The organism is Mesorhizobium sp. ESP6-5 (assembly GCF_020164695.1).
In the GTDB taxonomy this organism is placed as follows: Bacteria; Pseudomonadota; Alphaproteobacteria; order Rhizobiales; family Rhizobiaceae; genus Mesorhizobium; species Mesorhizobium australicum.
This window is the reverse complement of sequence record NZ_JAIUGR010000011.1, coordinates 1-24,075: the sequence shown is the minus strand read 5'-3', so window position 1 is coordinate 24,075 and position 24,075 is coordinate 1. Positions and strand designations below refer to the sequence as shown.

Genomic DNA, 24,075 nt, shown 5'->3' with positions numbered 1-24,075 from the left:
GCTAAGTCGGGTAATTGATTCGCTTTTTTCATGCGAATCATGCCAGAGGCGCTTGACCTTCGGACAGAATGACGGAATCAGGACGATTCGAAACGTTAACCCGCACCCGCGTCGACGGGAAACAAGCGATGCAAGGTACTTGGTCACTGGACAGGCGGCCCGCCTGCCACAGATATCAGGGTTAATCTGGACTTAATGTATGCCGCCCAAGAGTGAAACCCGGTTTTGGGGCAACGGCATGCACCAAACAAAAGAGTGGATGCAGTTTGTGGGCCGGGTAAGGCGCGTTTAGAAAAACGGGCGTATCCGATTTGACTGGTCCGACAGCTTACGCGGCCCCGATGGCCGGCCGCTAGGAGAAGATAAAGACTATGGCGACAAAGGAAAAGGAAGAGGTCGAGACCGAACGCGAAGGCGCCACCGATGGGCCTCTGCTCGACCTTTCCGATGATGCTGTCAAGAAGATGATCAAGGCCGCCAAGAAGCGCGGCTATGTCACCATGGACGAGCTGAATTCGGTGCTGCCTTCCGAGGAAGTGACCTCCGAGCAGATCGAGGACACGATGGCGATGCTGTCCGACATGGGCATCAACGTCGTCGAGGATGACGAACAGGGCGAAGAGGCCGAGGCCGGCGACACCGCCGCCGATGCCGAGGAAGACGCCAACGAGCTGGCCGAGCAGACCGGCACCGCGGTCGCCGCCACCACCACCAAGAAAGAGCCGACCGACCGCACCGACGATCCGGTGCGCATGTATTTGCGCGAGATGGGCTCGGTCGAGCTTCTGTCGCGCGAAGGCGAAATCGCCATTGCCAAGCGCATCGAGGCCGGCCGTGAGACGATGATTGCGGGCCTGTGCGAAAGCCCGCTGACCTTCCAGGCCATCATCATCTGGCGCGACGAGCTCAACGAATCCAAGATCCTGCTGCGCGAGATCATCGACCTCGAAGCCACCTATGCCGGCCCCGAAGCCAAGCAGGCGCCGGTGGTCGAACGCATCGAGGAAGCACCCAAGGTCGAGGAAAAGTCGCGTCGCGGACGCGACGACGAAGACGACATCACCAATGTCGGCGCCGACACGCGCGGCATCGGCGATGACGACGAGGAAGACGAGGACGAGGCGAGCCTGTCGCTGGCGGCGATGGAAGCGGAACTCCGCCCGCAGGTGATGGAGACGCTCGACGTCATCGCCGACACCTACAAGAAGCTCAGGAAGCTGCAGGACCAGCAGGTCGAGAACCGTCTGGCCGCCGCCGGCACGCTGTCGCCCAGCCAGGACCGCCGGCTGAAGGAGCTGAAGGACCAGCTGATCAAGGCGGTGAAGTCGCTGTCGCTCAACACGGCGCGCATCGAGGCGCTGGTCGAGCAGCTCTACGACATCAACAAGCGGCTGGTGCAGAACGAGGGCAAGCTGTTGCGCCTGGCCGAAAGCTATGGCGTGCGCCGCGAGGAATTCCTGAAGGAATATCAGGGCTCGGAACTCGACCCCAACTGGACGCGTTCGATCGCCAACCTGACCTCGCGCGGCTGGAAGGAATTCACCAAGAACGAGAAGGACGCGATCAAGGATTTGCGCGCCGAGATCCAGAATCTGGCCACGGAAACGGCCATTTCGATCCTGGAATTCCGAAAGATCGTCAACCAGGTGCAGAAGGGCGAGCGCGAAGCCGCGATCGCCAAGAAGGAAATGGTCGAGGCCAATCTGCGCCTCGTCATCTCCATCGCCAAGAAATACACCAATCGTGGCCTGCAGTTCCTCGACCTGATCCAGGAAGGCAATATCGGCCTGATGAAGGCCGTCGACAAATTCGAGTACCGCCGCGGCTACAAGTTCTCGACCTACGCGACATGGTGGATCAGGCAGGCGATCACGCGTTCGATCGCCGACCAGGCGCGCACCATCCGCATTCCGGTGCACATGATCGAGACGATCAACAAGATCGTGCGCACCTCGCGCCAGATGTTGCACGAGATCGGCCGCGAGCCGACGCCGGAGGAACTGGCCGAGAAGCTCGCCATGCCGCTCGAAAAAGTGCGCAAGGTCTTGAAGATCGCCAAGGAGCCGATCTCGCTCGAAACGCCTGTGGGCGACGAGGAGGATTCGCATCTGGGCGATTTCATCGAGGACAAGATGGCGATCCTGCCGATCGACGCGGCGATCCAGGCCAATCTGCGCGAGACCACCACGCGCGTTCTGGCTTCGCTCACCCCGCGCGAGGAGCGCGTGTTGCGCATGCGCTTCGGCATCGGCATGAACACCGACCACACGCTGGAAGAGGTCGGCCAGCAGTTCTCGGTCACCCGCGAGCGTATCCGCCAGATCGAAGCCAAGGCGCTGCGCAAGCTCAAGCACCCGAGCCGCTCGCGCAAGCTGCGCAGCTTCCTCGATAGCTGAGTTCATTTTTGTCGCGAACAGTTAAGGGCGCCGATCGGCGCCCTTTTTCGTTTCGGGCGTCAAAGCAACGGCACGTTCAGCCGCGCGCCCTTGACGGTGATGCCGCCCCGGTTGCCGATCTCTATCGAGCCATAGCGCTGCCGGAAGCAGTCCGGCAGCGGACGGTCGCCGGGGACCGACAGCCACAGGCGCAGCATATGGCGCCGCTTGTCGGGATCCGGCCAATCGCGAAAGCCCATGCGGTCGTGAAGCAGCGAATGATTGTAGACGAACTGCATGTCGCCAGGCCGGAGCCGCATCGACAGGTTCAGCCTGACATCATTGGCAAGGCTGTCGAAAAGATCCAGCGCCTCGACATGGGCTGGAGTGAGGCGCATGGCATCGGGGAAGCGCTGCGCGCTGTCGATGTACTGACGCTGATAGATGCCGGTCAGCAGTCCGGCATGCCAGTTGAGCACCGGGATTTCGAAGTAGGGCTTTTCGCCTTCCGGGATCTCGCCACGCCGGTCGGTGGCAATCGGATCGAACAGCAGGCGGACCAGATCGGGCCGTCTCTTGCGCATCTCGTTGTAGATCGTCACCGTGCTCACCAGCAGGGACTCGCCGCCCTGCATGGCATCGCGCAGGCAGAGCAGGCCGACGACATCGGCGGAATCGGTGTGAAATGTCTGGCGTTCCGACGTCTGGTAGATGCGTGTCCTGGGGTCCTTGGCGTCGGCGCCGATGTCGCGGGCATGGCCGAGTATATGGCCCTGGGCATTCTGGGACCGAGCGCTTCCCAGATGGGCGCCAACCCCGCGGAAGATCGTTGCCGTCATCTCGGCGGAATATCTCTCGACCGGGAGACCGCGCAGCACCTCGAAGCCAATTCCGGCAATCAGTTTTTCGCGAAGCGCGGCAAGGTGGCCGGCAAGCCGGGGCAAGGGGAAATCAGCCTTGGTCAGACTGCCGATATCGTGCGAGCCGGCGAGAAAGCCGGTTGCGGCAGCTTCCAACTCCGCGACGTCCTCCGGCTCCAGGTCGACCAGCCATTTTTCAGGATGCTTCGCCATGTCCTCGCCGACCCAGGCGGCGGGAATTTCGATCTGTTCCGGCGGCAGCTCTGATGTCTCGCGCATGAAGCTCTCCTGCGGCTGGGTTGGCCCGGATGGGGTATTGCCGGCCTGGGGGCCACGACGGAGATTGCCGCAATCAGGCGGGTTTTTAAACCGGCTTTACCTGACCGCCGCCGGCTGATTTGCGGTTGATGCCTGCCAGCGCCTTTGTTGCGTCGGCTGGCGTGAGGTCGCACTCACACGGCATTGGGTTCCCGCGCGGTAGCGCTTGCAGGATGTCGGCAGTGGGAGGATACTCCGGCGTCGGATGCATTTTCGGGCGACAACCCCGGAAGCCAGCCCCGGCCGAGGCCGTGTCGACAAGCCCATGGCCTGAGTGCCGTGCTCCGTGGCCCCGGAGAGAGGCCTACCATGACGACCTACATCATGCTGATGAACTGGACCGAGCACGGCGCCAAGAACGTGCGCGACTCGCCCAAGCGCCTCGACGCCGCCAGGAAGCAACTGGGCGAGATGGGAGGATCGTTCAAGTCGTTCTACCTGACCATGGGCGAATTCGACATGGTGGCGGTGGTCGAGGCGCCCGACGATGCGGTGCTGGCGCGTTTCGCGCTGATGCTGGCCGCGGGCGGCAATATCAGGTCGCAGACGATGAAGGCTTTCCCGGAGCTCGCTTACCGCGAGATCATCTCGTCGCTTGGATGACGGTATCCGCCTTGCGCAAACAGGTCGGCACGGTCAATCCCGCATCGGTCCATTGCGCAGCGATTGGCGGACGCCTGACAATCAAGAAGGACAAGGCCCGGCAACGGGTTTTGCCACCTGCCCAACGGGCGCCTCTGTGAAGAGTGGGCGCTGTTTCGCGACAACAGACGCGTCGGGCCGTCATGCATCGGAACTGAGGCGCGGACTTCCCTTGGGCGATCTCGCAAACCGTGCCTGGCGGTGTGGTCGATGACATGGCGTGCCACCATGATAGGGTGAGCCATGACCCATTCCCATTCGCATCTTTGGCCCGGCGTACCGCTTGCCCTCGGCTCAGCCGTCTTGTTCGGCGCGACGCCGCCCCTGTCCAAGCTGCTGCTCGACAGCGTCAATCCGTTCATGCTTGCGGGCCTGCTATATCTCGGCGCGGGCCTTGGCCTTGCCCTCTATCGCCTGTTGCGCGACCGGCAAGCCAATGCCGGCGAGGCGCGACTGGCCGCCGAGGATATTCCATGGCTTGCACTGGCCATCGGCATGGGCGGCATTGTTGGACCGGTCCTGCTGATGTTCGGCCTCATCCTCAACACGGCATCCAGTTCTGCATTGCTGCTCAACCTCGAAGGGCTGGCAACGATGGCGATCGCCTGGCTCGTCTATCGCGAAAATGTCGACCGGCACCTGCTTTTCGGTGCCTTCGCCATTCTCACTGGCGCTGTTTTGCTTTCGTGGCAAGGTAATGGCGTCACTTTCAACCTTGGCGCGTTGCTGGTCGCGGGGGCGTGCCTGGCATGGGGACTCGACAACAATTTCACGCGCCGGATATCGGCCACAGACCCGGTGGTGATCGCCATGCTGAAGGGGCTCGTGGCCGGTACCGTCAATGTCGGCCTAGCATTGATCGGCGGCGCCTCGCTTCCCGCCGCGCCGATTGTCGCCTCGGCGGCGGCTGTCGGTTTCTTCGGCATCGGCGTCAGCCTGGTGATGTTCATCCTGGCGCTGCGCCATCTCGGAACGGCGCGCACCGGAGCCTATTATTCGCTGGCGCCCTTCATCGGTGCCTTGCTGGCCATCGTCATGCTCGGCGATGCCGTGACGCTGAAGCTGGCGATTGCAGGGTTGCTGATGGGCGTCGGGCTCTGGTTGCATCTGTCGGAACGCCACGATCACGAGCATGAGCACGAGGCGCTGGAGCATGAGCACAGCCATGTGCATGACGAGCACCACCAGCATCATCATGACGGGCCGGTGACGGAGCCGCATTCGCACTTGCACCGGCATGCGCCGCTGCGCCACAAGCATCCGCATTATCCCGATCTGCACCACCGGCACGATCACGGCTGACACATGTCCAGGCCCGTGCTGACCGTCTGGTACAACACGCGCTGTCCCGTCTGCGATGCCGGCATCGGCCGGCAGAAGCGGCGGCTGGTCGAGGCGGTCAAGGCCGGTCGGATCGAATTCCGCGACATCAACCTGGAGCCGGATGCGCTGTCGTCGCATGGCGTCTCGCTGGAGGACATCCGCCGCCGGCTGCATGCGACCGACGCCCAGGGCAGGCTGCTGGTCGGTGCAGACGTGGCCATCGCGGTCTGGCTGACAACGCCTGGCGAGGGATGGCTGGCGCGCCTGTTCGGCAATCGGCTCATGCTGCCGCCGACCCGCATTGCCTACGATCGCTTCGCCGATCTGCTCTACGGCTGGAATCGGCGCAAGGGCCGCTGGTAGCCCACTCACACACCATCCATTCCTGCCGCGCCTGACGCGTGGACGCCACCGCTGGATAAGATGCATCGTAAGATATATCTTGACTCATCGATGGGGTGTGCCTAATTAAGATATATCGTGAGATAGAACTCAAGGAGCAATCAATGCACAAGCACAATTTTGGGCACAATCATTCCGACCGTCATCATTTCGGCGAGCGCATGTTCATGCATATGGCCGGCAAGTTCGGTGGCAGGGGGGGCGGCGGCTTCGGCCCGTTCGGGGGCAGGGGCGGCGGCGGTCGCGGCGGCCCGGGGGACTTCTTTCGCGCCGGGCGCATGCTGGCCGACGGCGACCTCAAGCTGATCACGCTGTCGCTGCTGGCCGAGGCGCCGCGTCACGGCTACGACATCATCAAGGCGCTGGAAGAGCGCACCAGCGGCATCTACACCCCGAGCCCGGGCGTGGTCTACCCGACGCTGACCTTCCTAGAAGAGGCCGGCTATGCCGTGTCCTCGAGCGAAGGCAACAAGAAGGTGTTCTCGATCACCGAGGCCGGGCAGGCGCATCTGGCCGACAATCGCGAGATGATCGACGGCGTGCTCGATCATCTCGAGCGCTTCGGCCGCAAGATGGCCAAGGCGCGCGACTGGTTCGGCTGGAACGACGACGGCGAGGACCGTCGCGGCGGCCGCGGTGGCCGTGGCGAGCGCTCCGAAACGCGCGACGAATTCCGCGCCATCCGCCATCGGCTGCGCGCGGCACTCGGCGAGATCGTCGATGCCCCGGCAGAAAAGCAGGCCGAGGCGATCGCCATTCTGGAAGCCGCCGCCGAAGCGCTGGAAGCGCTGACACATCGCTGAACCCACGATGCGGCGCGTCTCCTGAAGCGCGAAAGCTCAACAAAAAGCCCGGGGAGATCCGGGCTTTTCTCGTCAGGGCAGGTCGGCATCATTCCTTGCCGACATACTCGCTGATCAGCTTCTCGTTGCGCGCCTTCTCGATCTTGGCGGTGGTCTCGGCGGAGATGCGCTTGTCGGTGCGGTACTTGACCAGGTTCACGAGGCTGCCGGTGAGCAGCAGGATGCCCATGGCCCAGTAGCCGATAGCAGGAATGAACCTCGTTCAAGACCTTTTGAACACTGTTCACGATACCCTGGATGTGGTAAACGAAGCGGCGTCGGGTCGAAAACAGCAGGTCATTTGCAAGGCGCTCATTCAGAAGGAAAAGCATGGCACTCGACAAGGAAGAGACGGGCGAGCGGGTGCTGGCTATTGCCGAAGCGCTGCTCAACGAAGGCGGCAGGGACAATCTGAAGGCCAGGACCATTGCCGAACAGGCGGGCATCTCGGTCGGCTCGGTCTACAACTTGTTTTCCGATCTGGACGGGGTGCACCGCGCCGTCAACATGCGCTTGCTCGACCGGCTGGGGATCGCGGGCGCCGCGGCGATGGCCGAGCTTGCCAGGCGTGGTATCACCGACGTGCGCCAACGGCTGATGGCACTGGCAGGCGCCTATGTTCGCTTCGTCGAGGCGCATCCCGGCAGCTGGCCGGCGCTGCTTGCCTTCAACAGGCGGCGTCCGGTGCTGACCGAGCCCGACGTCTACGAGGCGCGGCTCGACCGGCTGTTCGAGATCATCGCCAGCGTGCTTGCCGATGGCGGCTTCGATCTCGACGAGGACACGCGCCGGATCGCCGCGCGAACCCTCTGGTCAAGCGTACATGGCATCGTCACCAGCGGTTATACGGCCAGGTCCGACCGCCGCCAGGCCGATGAGATCGGCCAGCAGATCGAGCTCCTGGTCTCCGTCTTCATCAGGGGACTGGAACGCGGCGGCACATTCGCGCATGCTGGAGGAACAACGTCGTGAATCGCACGCGAACCGCGATCGCCGGCGACAGGGAGATTTGAGCGATGTCTTTTCTGAAGCGTCTTTTCGGCGGTGGCGGCGAAGCGGCCGAGCCCGGCAGTGCCGCACCGGCCAAGCAGGTCGAGCACAAGGGCTTCACGATCAGCGCCACGCCCTACAAGGCTGATGGCCAGTACCAGACCTGCGGCGTCGTCTCCAAGGAAGTCGACGGCGTGGTGAAGGAGCACAAATTCATCCGCGCCGACCGTTTCGCCGGGCTGGACGACGCCGTCGACATCTCGATCAAGAAAGGCATCCAGCTCGTCGACGAACAGGGCGAGCGGATTTTCGGCTAGGGCATGCCGTTCCCGAAGCGAGCCTGGGGTGCGCGTAAGAGGACCGAAACCCTCGATCACCGCGGTCGAAGCGCTTGAGGTCTTACGTCAGCCGGTTTGCATCCAGACGGATATTATCCACGCTTGTGGATGACGCCGTAAAGCACGTTGCGGTTCTCGCCGAAGTAGACCTGCGCGTCGACTGCGTTGCGGTCGACGCTGGCGTTGATGATGTTCCACATGTCGACCTCCGACCGCAGCAGCAGCACCCAGTCCATGAATGTTTCCCGGTAGCCGGCGTCAGGAGTGCCCTCGGCGTAGTTGGCGAACAGGAAGGTCCCGTTCGGCTTCAGCATCTGCAGGCAGGTCTTGGTGAGTTTCACGGCGACGTTGTGCTGGAGGTAGTCGTAAAGGCCGGAGGCATAGATGAGGTCGAACTTGCCGAGCTTGTGGCCTCTGGTGAGCACAGTGCGCACCGAGCCGTCGATGGCCTCGACCGCGGTGCCCTGGAAGTCGCGCGCGATCAGTCCGACGCTCTGGGGATCCTGGTCGAGCGCGACCCAGCGCTTGAGGCCGCCCTCGGCCAATGCGGCCGAACGGTTCGCCTCGCGCAGATGGCCGGCAGCGATCGCCAGGACTTCCGTTTCGGGCCCGTTCCTGGCCGCGGTTTCATCGACATAGCGGGTCAGCAGATCGCGGCGCTCGCGTGCGGCGACGCATGACGGAACGTTCTGGGTGTGGCTGTAAAGCGCCTTGCCGACCTCCGAGGCGCTTGCGACGCTCTCGGCAACATGCGGGTCGCAATAGATGTAGTCGAGCAACTGCGCGTCGCCGGAATAACCCCTGGGCTTGGTGAAGGACCAATGTGTCAGCGGATCCTCCAGAAAGTACTTCTGGATCGGGTGGTTCTGCGCCACCGGTATCAAGGCCTGCCAAACGTCGGGATGGACCTTGGCGCGCAGCGCGTTGAGAAGCGACAGCAGGCGGCGGACGATCTCGGCGGGAAATTTTTGCTGCTCGACCTGTTGCTGTGTGGCGTGGAGGATGAGCGCCAGCTCCGCGCGAGCGGTTTCGAACGCTTCGCCATGATGCTCGGGCTTTCCTCGACGGAGACCACCGGCGATTGCTTCAGCAGTAATCAGACTCTGGCCGTCAAAGACAGTTTGCACACCAAGGCTCCATAGTTAACAGTCAGTTAACTTATTGCGTAGAATACTCGATTTGCCAACGGCGGCTCCGTTGCATTCTATCGATATGATTAATTTCCCGCTAACCATATCAATCTTTGGGGTTTTTGAGGGCGGGATTCCGGGTTCGAGTTAACGGAAACTTGTCCTGCGTCATTGCATTTGATCGCGCGGCAAGTCGTGTCGCGCCAAGGAGTCGGTCTGCGTTGGGGGCAGAAGCTGGAAAAGAGTTCGGAACGCGAAATGTCCTTCAGTCGGGATTTGTCGTGAACGAACGCGCGTCATCCGCAGTGGCCGATGCGGTGGATACGGAACCGCCGCGTCAGGAGCTGGGGGCGGCCGAACTTCGAACCCTTTACCGCACGGAAGCCCAGGCGAAGCGAAGGAAGGAAGCCAGGCCAGGCCTCTGGATCGCCGTCGTCATCTACGTCTTGTTTTCGGTATCGGATCTGCTGCTGATACCCGACGTGGCCGCCCTTACGATCACGGCCCGCTTCGCTGTCGGACTGACTGCACTGTTGGTCCTGGAAGCACAGCTTCGCAGGGGAGCCGCCACCGACTGGCTTGACGTAACCTGCGCCGCGGCCATCATCTTTGGCTATATCGGCTGGCTTTGCCCCGCGTCCATGGGCGCGAACAAGGAAAGCGTCGCCTATTATATGGTCTTCGGCACCATTTTCATGATGAGTGCCAATCTCTTCTTCACATTCCGCTTCAAGGTCTCGATCATAACGTCGACGATAATTTTGTGCATCTTGTATGTGGTGAACTACTTTTTACCCGCTACGCTGATATACAAGATGGTCTTCGGCACCTTCTACGTTTCGTGCTTCACATTCACGTCCTATGTGAACTGGAAGCTGAACGAAGAACGCTACAACGTCTTCCTGAACGCGCTGGAAGCCAAGATCCAGCACAAGGAGGCGACCGAGCGCGGCAAGGCCCTGCTCAGGCTGTCGCGGACGGATCCGCTGACCGGGCTGGAGAACCGGCGCGCGATCGACGAAAAACTGCGCGACTATTGGAACGACTGGCAAAAGCTTGGCCACGGTTTCGCGGCGATCCTCATCGATGTCGACTTCTTCAAGAAGTTCAACGATTGCTATGGCCATCAGGAAGGCGACCGTTGCCTGATCCAGGTCGCCGATGCGCTCAGCGACCTGATCAAGCAACATGATGGCTCCATCGGCCGTTATGGCGGCGAGGAATTCATCGTCCTGGCCCGCATGGACAAGAAGGGCGAGGTCGCGGATCTGGCGGAAGCCATTTGCCGCACGATAGAGAACCTGGCGATCGCGCACGAGTTGCGCCGGGATGGCATCTCGATCGTGACGGCGAGCGTGGGCGCGGCGTTCACCAGGAAGCAGACCGCCGCCAAGCTGGAGAAGATCATCCACGAGGCCGATCGAGCGCTCTATCTTGCAAAGGCCAGCGGCCGAAACTGTGCCCGGCTGTTCGATCCGACCGATCCCCAGAGCAGCGACGAGAGCGAGAACCTGGCGGCATTGCTGAAGATCGCCATTGGCCAGGACCTCGTTTCGCTCGTCTACCAACCCATCCAGGACGTCGCGTCGGGCGGGTTCGAGGCCGTGGAGGCGCTGATGCGCCTCAAGATGCTCGACGGCACCCTGGTTCCGCCGAGCCTGTTCATTCCCGTCGCGGAACGGACCGGCGCCATCCTCGAGCTCGGGCGCTGGGCAATAAGGACGGTGTGCGCCGAACTCCTGGCGCAGGATCACGTGCGCGTCGTCAGCGTCAACGTCTCGCCGATCCAGCTCAAGACGCCTGGCTTCGCGACGTCGGTCGCCACCATTCTGGGCGAGACCGGCGTGACCGGAAACAGGCTGGCCTTCGAGATCACCGAGGGGCTGGAGATGGAGATGCATTCCGACATCCTGCGCTGCATCAGCGACCTGAAGCTGCTCGGGATCAGGATCTGGCTCGATGATTTCGGGACGGGATTCGCCGGCCTTTCATGGCTTCGTCTCATCGACTTCGATACGGTCAAGATCGACCGCTCGTTCCTTCACGACTGCGGCACCCCCAAGGGCATGGCGATGCTGCAGGACATCATCGCGCTGGTCCGAAATCGCGGCCACAAGATCCTGGTCGAAGGGGTGGAGACCGAAGAGCAGATGGTCCTCATGCGCCAATTCGGCATAGACAAGGTCCAGGGCTTTCACGTCGGCCGTCCCGCTCCGGCCGCGAATTTCCAGACCAAGCGGGCCATTCAAAAGCGGCCGTTCACGGTTCTCAAGTCGGCGTGACCGCGAGATAGGCGTGGCTTGACCGGCCATCGCCCGTCAAGCCCGTCTGCCCTCTGGCGACGATTGCAGCGCGGAGAAGCCTATGCCGTCTGCAACGCCCTGCGTGGCAGCGGCGGGAAGGCGATCGCTATGCCCGCGGCACCCAGGCCGATAAGCGCCGAGCCGATGAACAGCCAATGGTAGCTGGCATAGGCGTCGAAGATCATGCCGCCGGCAAGCGGCCCCAGCGCCATGCCGAGGCTGGAGAGCATGGTGGCAGCGCCGAATACGGTGCCGAGGATGCGCTGGCCGAAATATTCGCGCGCCAGCACCGCGTAGAGCGGCATGACGCCGCCATAGGTGGCGCCAAAGACGACGGCCAGCATATAGAACTGGTCGAGCTGGCTGATCGAGAGATAGGCGGCAATGACGATCGCCTGGATCGCCAGCCCGGCGATCAGCACCGGCTTCACCCCGAGCCGGTCGGCCAGCACGCCGTAGAGCAGCCTGCCGCCGAGGCCTGCCAGACCCTCGACACTGTAGATCGAGACAGCGGCCATCGGGGCGACGCCGCACAGCATGGCGTAGCTGACCATGTGGAAGATCGGGCCGGAATGAGCCGCGCAGCAGGCGAAGAAGGTCAGCCCCAGCACGATGAATTGCGGCGAGCGCAGCGCCTGGCCGACGGTGAGGCCGGCGCCTTCGGCGGCTTGTGATGCGGCGGCACCCGAGGCGACAGGCTTCGGCGGCTGGCGCACCAGAAGCACGGCGGGCAGCAGAAGCACCCAGGCCAGGATGCCGATGTCGAACATGGCGCTACGCCATTCGTAGGCGGAGATCAGCCAGCGGGCGAGCGGCGAGATCGTCATCGGCGCCACGCCCATGCCGGCCGAGACCAGCGATACGGCCAGTCCGCGATTGGTGTCGAACCAGCCTGACGTCAGCGCGATCATCGGCGCGAAGAAGGCGCTGGCCGCGAGCCCGACGAGCACGCCATAGGTGATCTGGAAGGTGAGAAGCGAACCGGCGCGGCTTGCCAGCACCAACGCCAGCCCGAGCAGCACGGCGCCGATCGTGACGACGATACGGGCGCCGAACCGGTCGGACAGGGCACCCCAGGCGAAACCGCCAAGGCCCATCACCAGGAAATTGAGTGTCATGGCGCTCGAAATGCCCGCGCGCGACCAGTTGGTATCGAGCGCCATGGGTTCGAGAAAGATCGCCAGCGAAAACATCGTGCCGATGGCGACACAGGACATCAGCGCGCCAGCCGCGACGATGACCCAACGGTAGGAATGGTTCATGGTTTTCTCCCATGCCGGAACGCGGTCTTGTGGTGGCACGGTCCAGCTTCGCCGTGCCCTTGCGTCCGAAGGACGCCGGCACCAGCGCCCATCCTACAATCCGGTTGCATTTTTTATCCAGTCTGGACGTAGGGCTTTGACGGATACAGACCCTTGGATTTGCGCTGGCTTGTCCTAGATCGGCAGTTCCGATGTGTATTTGATCGTCTGGCTCGGCACGTCGGTCTTGACGTTCTGCACGCCCTTGATGCGGCTGAGATGCTCCGACTGGAAGCGCCGGTAGTCATCGATGCCGGTGGCCACGACACGCACCATGGCGTCGCAGTCGCCGAGCATGAGATAGCACTCCATCACTTGCGGCAGCTTGGCGACCTCGGTGGCGAAATGTTCGATCGTGTCCTCGTCCTGTGCCTTCAGCCAGATGCGGGTGAAGAAGGTGAGGCCCTTGCCGATGCTGGCCGGATTGATCACGGCGACATAGCGGTCGATAATACCGGCTTCCTCCAGGAGCTTGACGCGCCGCAGGCAAGGCGAGGGCGACAGGCCGACCTCATTGGCCAGATCATTGTTGGCCATGCGGCCGTCTCGCTGCAACGCCCGAAGGATGCGTTTGTCGATGTCGTCGAGCTTCATGGCGTTGAATTCCATTTTCCTGCGGCTTCGTAACAGTGAATGCCAAAATCTGACGAAAGACAACAATCTTCGCAACCAAATTGCGGAGAGCTGTAGGTATGTTTTGCCCCTGACATCACGGGATTTTCAAACGCAGGGCAGGGCGGCTGTGGGGCCGCCCAATGGCAGGGTATGAGCATTTCACAGGCAGTCGAGACGGTCGGCAATGGTTCGGGATCGGAGTTTCGCCGTGGCGTGGCATCCTGCGCGCCGGTGCTGCTCGGCACCATCCCCTATGCGCTGGTGCTTGGCGCCCAGGCCGTGCAGAAAGGGCTGAGCACGGTCGAGTTGTCCATGATGACGGGGCTGAACTTCGCCGGCGGCTCGGAATTCGCGGCGGTCCAGCTGTGGACGTCGCCGCCGCACATCCTGCTCATCGTCGCCATCACCTTCCTGGTCAACAGCCGCCATCTGTTGATGGGAGCGGCGCTCGCGCCGTTCCTGCGCGACCTGCCGCGGCGCAAGGTGTTTCCGGCGCTGTTCTTCCTATGCGACGAAAGCTGGGCGCTGGGCCTGGCCGACGCCAAACAGCGCGCCGCCGCCGGTGTCGCACCGGCCTTCAGCCCGCGCTATTACATGGGTGCCGCGCTGGCGATGTATCTGACCTGGGTAGCCTTCACCACGCTGGGCGCCTTGCTCGGCCCGATGCTGGGCCATGTCGAGACCTACGGTTTCGACATGGCGTTTCCGGCCGTCTTCCTGGTGCTGATGCGCGGCATGTGGAAGAGCGTCGCGGCGGCGCGGCCCTGGCTTGTCAGCCTGGCCGTCGCGGCGCTGGTCTATCTCTTCGTTCCCGGCGCCTGGTATGTCGCGGCGGGCGCGGTGTCGGGGCTGGCCGCGGCCTGGCTGATGGCGGGTGATGCATGATCGACGCAGCGACCCTTCTCACCATCGTGCTGATGGCCGGCGTCACCTATCTGACGCGGATCGGCGGCTATGTCGTGCTGCGCAACCGCGTGCTCAGTCCCCGCGCCACGGCGGTGATGGAGGCAGCACCCGGCTGCGTGCTGATCTCTGTCATCGCGCCGGCCTTCGTGTCGCGCAATCCCGCCGATCTCGCGGCATTGGCCATCACCTTGCTCGCCGCGACACGGCTTTCCATGCTGCCAACCGTGCTGATCGGGGTCGCTTCGGCCAGCCTGTTGAGGCATCTGATCGGCTAGAACGAAAAAAGCAGGCGCGAACGCCTGCCTTTGACAAACCATGGACCGAGAGTCTTACGCTGCAGCCGCGACATCACGGCTGGCGGCAACCAATGCATCGACCGTGGCCGTAGCCTTGGCGAGCGCGGCATCCACCGCGTCAGGTCCCTTGGAGACGCCCTCGATGCGGATGACGTCGACATCGGTCATGCCGATAAAACCGAGCACGCTGCGCAGGTAGGGGACGGCGTGATCGAACTGCACGGCCGCACCTTCGGAATAGATGCCGCCGGAGGCCAGCACGATGTAGACCTTCTTGCCGGTGACGAGACCCTTGGGGCCGTTCTCGCCATAGGCAAAGCTCTTGCCGGAGCGGGCGACGTGATCGACCCAGGACTTCAACGTCGAGGAGATGTTGAAGTTGATGAAGCCGGTGGCCAGGATCACCGTGTCGGCGGCGAACAGCTCGTCAAGCACGACATCGGAAACGCCGACCACTTCGGCCTGCCGCGAGGTGCGGGCATCGGCCGGCGTGTAGATGCCTGTCGCATAGTCGGCATCGATATGCGGCAGCGGGTTGGCGACGAGGTCGCGCACGACCAGCGTGTTCGACGGGTCAGCGGCGAGAAGCTTCTGGGCGAACTCGGTGGCGATGCGGGTCGAGTGCGAGGCAGCGCCGCGCGGGCTCGAGGTGACGAGAAGAATGGACATAGCGGGTCTCTCCAGTGGAATGAATTGTCCCGCCATATATGGGGCATCGACCAATCAGATAAACTGGTATATTTTCGATACGATCCATCCATAAAGTAGATACAACGATGCAGCCCAACCCGACCCTCGACCAGCTCCAAATCCTTGTCGCCGTTGCCGATACCGGCAGTTTCTCGGCAGCCGGCCGCAAGCTCAACCGCGCGCAATCCGTCATCAGCTACGGTATCGCCAATCTCGAGGCGCAGCTCGGGCTGAAGCTTTTCGAGCGCGAGGGCACGCGCGAGCCGCAACTGACCGAGATCGGCCGGGCGATGCTGGAAGACGCGCGGCGCATGATTGGCGTGCTGCAGCGCATGCGCTCGCGCGTCGACGGGCACCATCACGGGCTGGAGGCCGAGGTGGCGCTGGCGGTGGACGTATCATTGCCTTCCCCCGTGCTGGTGCGGGTGCTCAAGGCATTCGAGGCGCGGTTTCCGACCGTGATGCTGCGCCTGTATATCGGCACGCTCGGTCTCATCCCCGATCTTGTCGTCAGCGGACAGGCCGATCTCGGCATTGGCGGCCTGCTAGGCGATGTCGACGTGCATCTCGTGCGCATCGGCTTCATGTCGCTGGTGCCGGCGGCAGCGCCCAATCATCCGCTGGCCCTGCTGCCGAAGCCGGTGGCGCTCGAGGATGTGCGCGAGCATACGCAGCTTGTCGTGATCGACCAGTCCGAGCGCACCAAGGGACGCGATTACGGCGTCTTCGCCTACCGCACGTGGCGACTGACCGACATGCGCACCAAGCACATACTGATGCGCGAGGGGCTCGGCTGGGGCGGGCTGCCGCGCTGGCTGATCGCCGACGACCTGGCCAGCGGCCGCCTGGTGGAACTCGACCTCGAACCCTACAAGGAAGTGAGTTCGCCCCTGTTTGCCATGCACCGCAACGATCGCAGTCCAAAGCCGGCGGCGGCCTGGTTGATCGACCGGTTCAAGCGCGGGCTCGGCTGCTTCAACGAGTTCGAGCCGGGCGAAGTGCCCGAAGAGGAGCCGGACACCGACGGTGATGCGAACGCCGGCGGCTGAATCCTGGAACTCAGCCGAAAATCATTCGATCTGCGTCACCCCGGAAACCACGAGCTGCGCCGTATGGGCGGTCAATTTTCCGCATTTGCGCAGTGTCGGTTTTTCATAGGTCCTTTTCATGTGTCCATCCCAAATGTGAGCCCGCAAGGTGGGTGAGCCAGCCATAACGACATCGCACGGGTTCGGGTTGCGTCCTGCGGCGGTTTTTATGGTCACCGCTCGCGGATGCGACAGGGCCTGGCTCGCCAACTATGTAGGGGACAGTCCGTCTATCAGCGCCGTCAGCACGGCGCGGTAATCCTCGCCCGACGCACCGGCCTCGATGGCGAGCGCCGCGCGGTCGAAGGCGGCGGCAAGCAGGGCGGTCAGCGCTTCGGGCGGCAATCTTTTCATCGACTGCGTTCGCATCGCCGCGACAAGGCCCTCGCGCAGCGAGCGGTTGCCGTGGCGGTTGTCGATGGCGTCCATCTCGGCGCGGCCGAGCACAGCGGGGCCGTCGAGCAGCAAGAGCCGCGTGCGGCCGGGCGCGCGCATGGCCGTGAGATAGGCATCGGAACCGGCAGTCAGCGCATCGCGGGCGCCGAGCGCAGGCGGGGAGGCGCGGTCAATCTCCCGCGCCACCGCCGCGGCTTCCTGTTCGACCACGGCGGCGAAAAGCGCCTGCTTGTCGGCGAAATGGTGGTAGAGCGCGCCGCGCGTCACGCCAGCGGCGGCAACGATCTCCGGCGTGCCGGTCTCGGCATAGGATTTTTCGGTGAACAGTTTGCGCGCCGCCGCGATCAGGTCGGCGCGCGTCGTCTCGGTGCGATCGCGGTTCGAACGACGCGCGGATTTCTGTTGCATACATGCAGCCTGTATGTTAATTCAATTTACATGCAGACTGTATGTCAGTTGACGGGAGAAGGAAAGATGAAGACGACGAGCTACTATCCGGTGCTGATGACCGGCGATGTCGCCGGCACGGCGGCCTTCTATGTCAGGCATTTCGGTTTCCAGCCGCTGTTTGAGAGCGACTGGTACGTGCATCTGCAATCGGTGGACAACAAGCGCGTCAATCTCGGCATCGTCCAGGGCGACCACGAGACGATCCCCGAGGAGGGGCGGGGGCGGACTTCCGGGCTGCTGATCAATTTCGAGGTCCGCGATCCCGATGCGATCCATGACCGGATCCTTGCTGCCGGCCTGCCTATCCTGCGAACGCTGCGTGACGAGCCTTTCGGCCAGCGCCATTTCATCACCAAGGATCCCAACGGCGTGCTGATCGACATCATCAAGCCGATCCCGCCCAGCGAGGAATTCCTGGCGCAGTATGCGGAAGGCGCCGCGGGGGCTTGAACGGCAGCCTCAGCTCGCCCGTGCCACCGGCGTCACCGTCACCTGGCTGACGCCGGTGCGGCGCACCACGGTGCACAGCGTCTCGCGGCCGATGCGCTCGGCGTCGAGCATGCGCACGAGGTCGTCGACGCCGGTCACCGGGCGGGCGTCGATGGCGGCGATGATGTCGCCTTCCCTGAGACCCGCCCTGGCCGCCGGGCCGTCCTTCTCGACGCTGCGCAGCCGTACCGCCGTGCTGGTCGAGACCTGCGACAAGAGTGCCGCGCGCCGGGGCAGGTTTACCGTGTCGGCGGAGACGCCAATGAAGGCGCGGCGCACGCGGCCGAAGCGGATGATCTCCGAAATGACAAAGTTCGCGGTGTTGGAGGCGACGGCGAAGGCGATGCCTTGCGCGCCATGGATCATGGCGGTGTTGACGCCGATCACCTCGCCGGCCGACGAGACCAGCGGACCACCTGAATTGCCGGGGTTGAGCGCGGCGTCGGTCTGGATGACGTCGTCGATCAGCCTGCCGGTCGAAGCTCGCATCGAGCGGCCGAGCGCCGAGACGACGCCGGAGGTGACGGTCCATTCGAAGCCCAGCGGATTGCCGATGGCAATCGCGATCTGGCCGCGCCGCAGCCGCTTGGAATCGCCCAGCGGCGCCACGTCGGCGAAGCTGCCGTCAGCGCGCACGAGGGCGATGTCGGTGTCGGGGTCGCGGCCGAGCACGCGGCCTTCGCTGGAGGCGCCGTCCGGCATTGAGACGCGTACCGTCCTGGCGTCACCCACGACATGGAAATTGGTGACGACCAGCCCGTCGGGCGCGATGACGAAGCCCGAGCCATGGCCGCCCGGCCCCCCGATGCGCTCGATGCGGCAGACAGCCGGGCCGATGCGGTCGACCGCTTCGGCAACCGTCGTCGAATAGGCGTCGAGCAATGTCTCGTCCGGTTGGAATTTTGGCGCGGCGAGGGCCATGGGAGGCTCCGTGTTTTCAGGCTTGATCGTGACTATATGTGCGGAGCGGCCGGAACCGCCGCGACCTGACCAGATGGCCAGTCGAACCTGCAACTAGCCGTCAGGCGAGTACCTCCTGGCGTACTGCCGAGCGATATCTGGGGCATGAGAAAACCCAGGAGATCATCATGAGCGACTTCAATCTGAATGCATTTTCCGATGCCATCGCCGATATCGCCGCCAAGGCGACGCCGGCAACGGCAAGCTTCGCCACGCATCATCACCGCACGGCGAGCGCCTTCCACTGGGGCGACGGCTATTTCGTCACCGCCGAGGAAGCCGTCGAGGCCGGCGAGGAGATCGAACTGACGCTGGCCTCCGGCGAGACGGCGAAGGCCGAACTGGTCGGCCGCGATCCTTCGACGGGCGTCGCCCTGCTGAAGCCCGCGGATGCGGCCAGCGCGCCTGTCCTCGATAGAGCCAGCCCCGTTCGGCCAGGCAATATCGCCATAGTCATCGGCAGCAGCCAGGGCGCGGTGCTGGCCGTATCGGGCTCGGTCGGCGAAGTCGGCCCGGCCTGGCGCTCGATGCGCGGCGGCACCATCGACCGGCGCATCAACCTGGCTGTCGGTGCCGGCGGCCGCTTCGAGGGTGGCCCGGTGCTGGACGCCAAGGGCGCGCTGATCGGCATGCTTCTGTTCGGCCCGCGTGGCCGCGCGCTGGTCATGCCCTATGAGACGATCGAACGCGCGGTGGCGACGCTGCGCGAAAAGGGGCATGTCGCACGTGGTTACCTCGGCGCCGGCCTGCATCCGGTGCGCGACCGCGACGCGCGTGGCGCAATGGTGATGAGCCTCGACGACAATGGCCCGGCCAAGGCCGCTGGCCTCTCGCTCGGCGACATCATCGTGGCGTGGAACAGCGAAGCCGTGCATGGTCCGCGAGATCTGATCCGCCGGCTCGGGCCCGACAGCGCCGGTGCTTCGGTGAAGCTGGGTGTCGTGCGCGGCGGCGAACAGCGCGACGTCGTGCTGACGATCGGCGAAAAGCCGCTGAGCTGAGAGGACGGATGGAAAGCGACACGCTGACAAGGCCTGACGTGGCGCGCGGCGAACGCCAGCTCGTGGTGCTGATCGCACTGCGCGATGCCGTGCGCGCCGAGCGCTTGTCGGCTTCGCTTGCCATGGCCGACGATCTGCTGCCGGTCGTGGCCGGTGGCGGGGTCGCCGATGTCGCCATCGTCGATGACGCTGTCGCCAACAGCACGGCCTCGGTCGATCGAGCCGGCGTCGGCAGCATCACGACGCCAAAGGTACTGCTTTCGGACCGCGCGGGCCGGCCGCAAGGCCAGGTGTTTGCGGTGCTGCCGTTGGCCGCGGACGCAGCTTTGATCGCCGCTGCCGTCAGGCTGGCCGCCGCCGGCTACCGGGTGTCCGGCGAAGGGCGTTCGATGCCCGATAGGCATGAGGATTTCGACCGCGGTGATGCGGCCGATGGGGATGGAAGCCATAGCGGGTTGTTCGGCGAGGAAACCGTCGACGATGGCGCCGCCGCCCGGCCAGCGCTGTCGCCGCGCGAGGCGGAAGTGCTGGCGCTGCTGGCCGAAGGGGCGCCCAACAAGGTGATCGCGCGGCGGCTCAACATCTCCGTCCACACAGCGAAGTTCCATGTCGCCGCGATCCTGATCAAGCTCGGTGCCGCCAATCGTACGGACGCCATCGCGATCGCGATGCGGCAGGGGCTGGTTCTGGTTTAGGAGTGGATGTCGGGCAAGTCTGACGATTATCCTTCAGAGGTCGGCGCTGCCCCTCATCCGCCTACCGGCACCTTCTCCCCGTATAGTGACGGGTAGAAGGGAGTTGCCGCGACCTCGGCGCTCCCCTTGCAAAGGTGATGATTGGCGAAGGCCGCGATGAGAGCGTCTTTCTCCCCGTCACTATACGGGGAGAAATGCCCGGCAGGGCAATGAGGGGCGGCGCGACGGTGCGGACGAAGTATCCATCATCTGCTCGGTATTTCGAGTTCATCGTAACCGAGTACTTCGTCTTCGGTCATTGGGTGGTCCCGATGAGGTATCCGGCCTGCTTGCTCTGAAATTTCCATCAGCCTCGCGATCAGGTCAGACTCGTTTTGCTGAGAAGTCAGGTTTTCGCGAGCAGTTTCGTTTTCGAGGCTCTGCCGGATCGCTTCGGTCACCGGCACACCACGGCTCTTGGCAAGTTCTCGGGCCAACCGCTCCACTTCGACATTCTTGATGAACAAAGCCATTTGGTGATCTGCCATCCGGTATGGAATCATACGCCAAATCGGTTTCGGCGCCACGTCGTTTGCAGCCGACAAGGCACGGTACCCTCCGCTACGTCACCATCGCGTCGCACCACAAGCTCTTGTATCCGGCTCTGGCGCGCGCAAGGATCGCGACACAAGACAATCTAGGCGGAGGAAAAATGTCGCTCAAGGGAAAGACGCTGTTCATCTCCGGCGGGTCACGTGGCATCGGGCTGGCGATCGCGCTGCGCGCCGCGCGCGACGGCGCCAATGTGACGATCGCCGCCAAGACGGCGGAGCCGCATCCGAAGCTGCCGGGAACGATCTACAGCGCCGCTGAAGAGATCGAGCAGGCCGGCGGCAAGGCACTGCCGGTGCTATGCGACATCCGCGAGGAAGCGCAGGTGGCCGAGGCGGTCGGCAGAACCGTCGAGAAATTCGGCGGCATCGATATCTGCGTCAACAATGCCAGCGCCATCCAGCTTACCGGCACGCTGGAAACCGACATGAAGCGCTACGATCTGATGCATCAGATCAACACGCGCGGCACCTTCCTCGTGTCCAAAATGTGCATTCCACACCTGAAGTTGGCGAAGAACCCTCACATCCTGAATCTGGCGCCGCCGCTCGACATGGAGGCCAAATGGTTCAAGAACCATGTCGCCTACACCATGGCCAAGTTCGGCATGTCGATGTGCACGCTGGGCATGAGCGCGGAATTCGCCAGGGATGGCATCGCGGTCAATTCGCTGTGGCCGATCTCGACCATCGACACGGCCGCGGTGCGCAACCTTCTGGGCGGAGCGACGGTCGCGGCGATGAGCCGGTCGCCCGACATCATGGCCGATGCCGCGCACGCGATCTTCATGCGGCCGTCGCGCGAGGCATCAGGCAATTTCTATATCGACGAAGAGGTGCTGCGCGCCGAGGGCGTCAGCGATTTCTCGGTCTATGCGCCTAACGCAACCGGACCGCTGGCCGGAGATTTTTTTGTGCCGGATGAGGTGTTTGCCAGGACGGACAGCAAGATCAGGAACATCTACTGAAGGGGTCCTGCCGCCGCCGCTTGCTTTCAAAAAAGGACTCGACATCGAACGGCTCCGGTTCATGTGGCTGGTGCCCTCATCGATTCCCGACGAAGCTGCTCAAGCCTCTGATCGCCGTTTTCTTCTGTAGGCATCAAGTGGATCTGAAAGCAAAAAACCCCGCCGGAGAGGGCCGGCGGGGCTCAATGCGTCCCGCTGGAGTCGGGACGGGGCAGGGAACGCCCAGTCAGGAATCTGGGGTGCGAAGCCCGGTGATTCAATGAGCCGGCTCCAAGGCCTGTACAATTCTTGTTGACCCGGGCCGTGCCGTCGGCAGTTCGTCCCATCCCGGTTGATCGGGATGGGACCTTGTTGCCGACCTCGTTCCAGAAACCACTGCAAGTCGCTGGAAAAGCAGGTCAGTTGTTGCTCGCCACCGGCGCCACGAGCGAGGTGATGCGGCGGATGGCGACGCGCCGGTTCTCGCGGTTGGGCGCCGAGGTGTCGACCTTCAGATACTCCTCGCCATAGCCCTGTGTCGTCAGGTTCTCGGGCGGGATGCCGAAGGCGTTGGTCAGCGCTTCGGCGACCGCTTCGGCGCGACGGTCCGACAGAGCAAGGTTTGCCTCGGGCGTGCCGACGGCGTCGGTATGGCCCTCGATCAGGAAGGTCTCGGCCGGGTTCTTTTTCAACAGCTTCTCCATGGCGTCGGCGACACCCTGGAGCTTCTGCACCTCGGTGTCGGAGATCGAGGACGAGCCGAATTCGAAATTCAGGGTGTCGAGGTCGATCCGCCGTGCAATGTCACGCACGCGGGCCGAACGCTTGACCTCGTTGATCGAATACAGACGCTGCACTTTCTCCACCGGCGGCTGTTCGAGGAAGGTGTAGTAGTCGTCGGGACTTTCGACATCCTCGGAATCGAGGATGTAGTCCCGGCGCGGGATGGTCAGCCGCATCGGCGGCAGGTCATCGCCGGGATCGCGCCAGTCATCTTCGTCCTGGTAGCTGCGCTCGTCGACATAGCTCAGCACATATTCGCGACCGTCGGGCGCGATGCGCGACCGCTGCAGGATGTCGCCGTAGCGGTTGCGTATGGTGACGATCCGGAAGCCATTGTCGCGCTCGACCGTCTCGCGCGTGCGGCCTTGCGGCAGGTCCTCGTAGTAGACATCCTTGGCGCCGCGGGTCAGGCGCGGGCGATCGTTGCTTTGGACGAACGTCTGGTCGTTGAACTGGACGATCACCCGGTCGCCGATTTCCTTGAGCACGTCGACGCCCTTGGGCCGGCGGCGGTCACGGATGTCCTCGTCAGGCGCGCGCTCGAGCCGCTTGCCCTTCTCCTGCGTCACCGGGACGATTTTTTCCGTCTTGATCGCCTCCTGGGCGGCCCTGTCGTCGGTTGGAGGCGGACCCTGATCCACCGGCGCCACTACCGGCTTCCGGCCCTGGTCACCGCCCTGCTGGGCGTTCTGCCCACCATTCTGCTGCCCGCCGTTCTGCTGTTCGCCATTCTGGTTGGCGGGCTGGGTGGCTGGGTTCCCGCCGTCCTGGCCGTTCTCGCCGCGACCCTTGCGCCTGGCATCCTTCTGGCTGTCGAGGATGGGGGCGGCATTCTTGTCGGCGGGGGCTTCGCCCTGAACCGGGTTTTCGCCCTGGACAGGCGCGGCCTTCCCATTGGTAGCGGCCCCACCGGTGGCGGGCTGCTCTCCCGTCGCCGGCTGTTCGCCGGTGGTGGGCTGCCTACCGGTCGGCGGCTGTTCGCCGGTCGCGGGCTGCTCGCCATTCGCCGGCTGTTCGCCAGCCGGTTTCCTGCCGTGCTTCTTCGTCTTATCCTGGGATTGCTCGCCCTGGGCGGGAACCTGCTCGCCGGCGGGAGGGGATTCAACCTTCGGCGTCGCTTCGCCGGCAGGAGCCTGCTTCGGTGTCGGAGCGGTCTCCGGCACGGCGGACGGCGCCTCTTTCTGCTGGTCCAGCTTGTGTTTCCTGCCAGGCTTGGTCGGCTGGTTGTCGTTGGCAGGCGCGGCCTCGCCGGCGGGCGCCTGCTCGGTCTGCTGCTGGTCGCGCTTCTTCCTGCGCGGCTGCTGCTCGTCGGTTGCGGGCGCGGCCTCGCCGGCGGGCGCCTGTT

Annotated in this window: 26 protein-coding genes; 16 read left to right on the top strand and 10 right to left on the bottom strand. The window is 63.7% G+C overall.

Annotated elements, in window-relative coordinates; all coding sequences use genetic code 11:
- Positions 1-371 precede the first annotated feature (371 nt).
- Entirely contained in the window at positions 372-2,396 is a 2,025-nt protein-coding gene (gene rpoD, locus LB524_RS18820) for an RNA polymerase sigma factor RpoD (protein WP_140789534.1), read from the top strand.
- A gap of 59 nt (positions 2,397-2,455) precedes the next feature.
- On the opposite strand, the gene LB524_RS18815 is transcribed toward rpoD, so the two are convergent.
- Positions 2,456-3,514, bottom strand: a complete 1,059-nt coding sequence (locus LB524_RS18815) for a TauD/TfdA family dioxygenase (RefSeq protein ID WP_224529171.1) — start codon at positions 3,512-3,514, stop codon at positions 2,456-2,458.
- Positions 3,515-3,862: 348 nt separating this feature from the next.
- On the opposite strand from LB524_RS18815, the gene LB524_RS18810 reads away from it, so the two are divergent.
- The 5 genes from LB524_RS18810 (at position 3,863) to LB524_RS18790 (ending at position 6,723) form a co-directional block, all read left to right on the top strand.
- Positions 3,863-4,156, top strand: a complete 294-nt coding sequence (locus tag LB524_RS18810) for a GYD domain-containing protein (RefSeq protein WP_015316219.1) — start codon at positions 3,863-3,865, stop codon at positions 4,154-4,156.
- Positions 4,157-4,273: 117 nt separating this feature from the next.
- On the top strand, positions 4,274-4,435 hold the full coding sequence (locus tag LB524_RS29115) for a DUF333 domain-containing protein (RefSeq protein ID WP_224529547.1): 162 nt from the start codon (positions 4,274-4,276) through the stop codon (positions 4,433-4,435).
- Between the two features lie 3 nt (positions 4,436-4,438).
- On the top strand, positions 4,439-5,497 hold the full coding sequence (locus LB524_RS18800) for a DMT family transporter (RefSeq protein WP_140665057.1): 1,059 nt from the start codon (positions 4,439-4,441) through the stop codon (positions 5,495-5,497).
- 3 nt (positions 5,498-5,500) lie between these two features.
- Complete coding sequence (locus LB524_RS18795; protein ID WP_181166339.1) at positions 5,501-5,881, top strand: thiol-disulfide oxidoreductase DCC family protein; 381 nt, start codon at positions 5,501-5,503, stop codon at positions 5,879-5,881.
- A gap of 143 nt (positions 5,882-6,024) precedes the next feature.
- Entirely contained in the window at positions 6,025-6,723 is a 699-nt protein-coding gene (locus LB524_RS18790) for a PadR family transcriptional regulator (RefSeq protein ID WP_015316222.1), read from the top strand.
- 88 nt (positions 6,724-6,811) lie between these two features.
- On the opposite strand, the gene LB524_RS18785 is transcribed toward LB524_RS18790, so the two are convergent.
- Positions 6,812-6,952, bottom strand: coding sequence for a hypothetical protein (locus tag LB524_RS18785; RefSeq protein WP_224529168.1), 141 nt, complete (start codon positions 6,950-6,952; stop codon positions 6,812-6,814).
- Positions 6,953-7,092: 140 nt separating this feature from the next.
- On the opposite strand from LB524_RS18785, the gene LB524_RS18780 reads away from it, so the two are divergent.
- On the top strand, positions 7,093-7,734 hold the full coding sequence (locus tag LB524_RS18780; RefSeq protein ID WP_224529165.1) for a TetR/AcrR family transcriptional regulator: 642 nt from the start codon (positions 7,093-7,095) through the stop codon (positions 7,732-7,734).
- A gap of 44 nt (positions 7,735-7,778) precedes the next feature.
- Positions 7,779-8,069 (top strand): HlyU family transcriptional regulator, encoded by a 291-nt coding sequence (locus LB524_RS18775; protein ID WP_140617800.1) that lies wholly within the window; start codon positions 7,779-7,781, stop codon positions 8,067-8,069.
- Between the two features lie 113 nt (positions 8,070-8,182).
- Here the strand turns inward: LB524_RS18775 and LB524_RS18770 are convergent, their stop codons facing one another.
- Entirely contained in the window at positions 8,183-9,217 is a 1,035-nt protein-coding gene (locus LB524_RS18770) for a class I SAM-dependent methyltransferase (protein WP_015316225.1), read from the bottom strand.
- Between the two features lie 284 nt (positions 9,218-9,501).
- Here LB524_RS18770 and LB524_RS18765 point away from each other — a divergent pair, with 284 nt between their 5' ends.
- Positions 9,502-11,502, top strand: coding sequence for a putative bifunctional diguanylate cyclase/phosphodiesterase (locus LB524_RS18765; protein ID WP_224529163.1), 2,001 nt, complete (start codon positions 9,502-9,504; stop codon positions 11,500-11,502).
- A gap of 80 nt (positions 11,503-11,582) precedes the next feature.
- On the opposite strand, the gene LB524_RS18760 is transcribed toward LB524_RS18765, so the two are convergent.
- Both LB524_RS18760 and LB524_RS18755 read right to left on the bottom strand, forming a co-directional pair.
- Positions 11,583-12,785 carry an MFS transporter gene (locus tag LB524_RS18760; RefSeq protein ID WP_224529160.1) on the bottom strand — a complete coding sequence of 401 codons (1,203 nt, stop codon included), beginning with the start codon at positions 12,783-12,785 and terminating at the stop codon, positions 11,583-11,585.
- Between the two features lie 174 nt (positions 12,786-12,959).
- A complete protein-coding gene (locus tag LB524_RS18755; RefSeq protein WP_224529540.1) occupies positions 12,960-13,418 on the bottom strand; it encodes an Lrp/AsnC family transcriptional regulator in 459 nt (152 codons plus the stop codon).
- A gap of 171 nt (positions 13,419-13,589) precedes the next feature.
- Here LB524_RS18755 and LB524_RS18750 point away from each other — a divergent pair, with 171 nt between their 5' ends.
- Together LB524_RS18750 and LB524_RS18745 are read left to right on the top strand one after the other, a co-directional pair.
- A complete protein-coding gene (locus tag LB524_RS18750; protein ID WP_224529158.1) occupies positions 13,590-14,324 on the top strand; it encodes an AzlC family ABC transporter permease in 735 nt (244 codons plus the stop codon).
- On the top strand, positions 14,321-14,620 hold the full coding sequence (locus LB524_RS18745; RefSeq protein ID WP_224529155.1) for an AzlD family protein: 300 nt from the start codon (positions 14,321-14,323) through the stop codon (positions 14,618-14,620). The genes LB524_RS18750 and LB524_RS18745 overlap by 4 nt, the downstream gene beginning before the upstream one ends.
- 54 nt (positions 14,621-14,674) lie before the next feature.
- Here the strand turns inward: LB524_RS18745 and LB524_RS18740 are convergent, their stop codons facing one another.
- Positions 14,675-15,310, bottom strand: coding sequence for an FMN-dependent NADH-azoreductase (locus LB524_RS18740; protein WP_224529153.1), 636 nt, complete (start codon positions 15,308-15,310; stop codon positions 14,675-14,677).
- 107 nt (positions 15,311-15,417) lie between these two features.
- Here LB524_RS18740 and LB524_RS18735 point away from each other — a divergent pair, with 107 nt between their 5' ends.
- Positions 15,418-16,380: a LysR family transcriptional regulator gene (locus LB524_RS18735; RefSeq protein WP_015316232.1), complete on the top strand. Its 963-nt coding sequence runs from the start codon at positions 15,418-15,420 to the stop codon at positions 16,378-16,380.
- A gap of 249 nt (positions 16,381-16,629) precedes the next feature.
- On the opposite strand, the gene LB524_RS18730 is transcribed toward LB524_RS18735, so the two are convergent.
- Complete coding sequence (locus tag LB524_RS18730) at positions 16,630-17,223, bottom strand: TetR/AcrR family transcriptional regulator (RefSeq protein WP_224529152.1); 594 nt, start codon at positions 17,221-17,223, stop codon at positions 16,630-16,632.
- A 66-nt stretch (positions 17,224-17,289) separates the two neighbouring features.
- Between LB524_RS18730 and LB524_RS18725 the strand changes: the two genes are divergently transcribed.
- On the top strand, positions 17,290-17,715 hold the full coding sequence (locus tag LB524_RS18725) for a VOC family protein (RefSeq protein WP_224529149.1): 426 nt from the start codon (positions 17,290-17,292) through the stop codon (positions 17,713-17,715).
- A 9-nt stretch (positions 17,716-17,724) separates the two neighbouring features.
- Here the strand turns inward: LB524_RS18725 and LB524_RS18720 are convergent, their stop codons facing one another.
- Positions 17,725-18,675 (bottom strand): S1C family serine protease, encoded by a 951-nt coding sequence (locus LB524_RS18720; protein WP_224529148.1) that lies wholly within the window; start codon positions 18,673-18,675, stop codon positions 17,725-17,727.
- A gap of 167 nt (positions 18,676-18,842) precedes the next feature.
- On the opposite strand from LB524_RS18720, the gene LB524_RS18715 reads away from it, so the two are divergent.
- Entirely contained in the window at positions 18,843-19,715 is an 873-nt protein-coding gene (locus LB524_RS18715) for a S1C family serine protease (RefSeq protein ID WP_224529146.1), read from the top strand.
- 8 nt (positions 19,716-19,723) lie between these two features.
- Complete coding sequence (locus LB524_RS18710) at positions 19,724-20,410, top strand: response regulator transcription factor (protein ID WP_224529144.1); 687 nt, start codon at positions 19,724-19,726, stop codon at positions 20,408-20,410.
- A 245-nt stretch (positions 20,411-20,655) separates the two neighbouring features.
- Here LB524_RS18710 and LB524_RS18705 read toward each other — a convergent pair whose 3' ends face one another.
- Positions 20,656-20,922, bottom strand: coding sequence for a type II toxin-antitoxin system VapB family antitoxin (locus LB524_RS18705; protein ID WP_224529142.1), 267 nt, complete (start codon positions 20,920-20,922; stop codon positions 20,656-20,658).
- A gap of 179 nt (positions 20,923-21,101) precedes the next feature.
- Between LB524_RS18705 and LB524_RS18700 the strand changes: the two genes are divergently transcribed.
- The gene (locus LB524_RS18700; RefSeq protein WP_224529140.1) at positions 21,102-21,968 is read left to right on the top strand and encodes an SDR family oxidoreductase; all 867 of its coding nucleotides are present in this window, start codon (positions 21,102-21,104) and stop codon (positions 21,966-21,968) included.
- 398 nt (positions 21,969-22,366) lie between these two features.
- Here LB524_RS18700 and LB524_RS18695 read toward each other — a convergent pair.
- The coding region (locus LB524_RS18695) for an OmpA family protein (RefSeq protein ID WP_224529138.1) at positions 22,367-24,075 on the bottom strand (1,709 nt) is incomplete at its 5' end.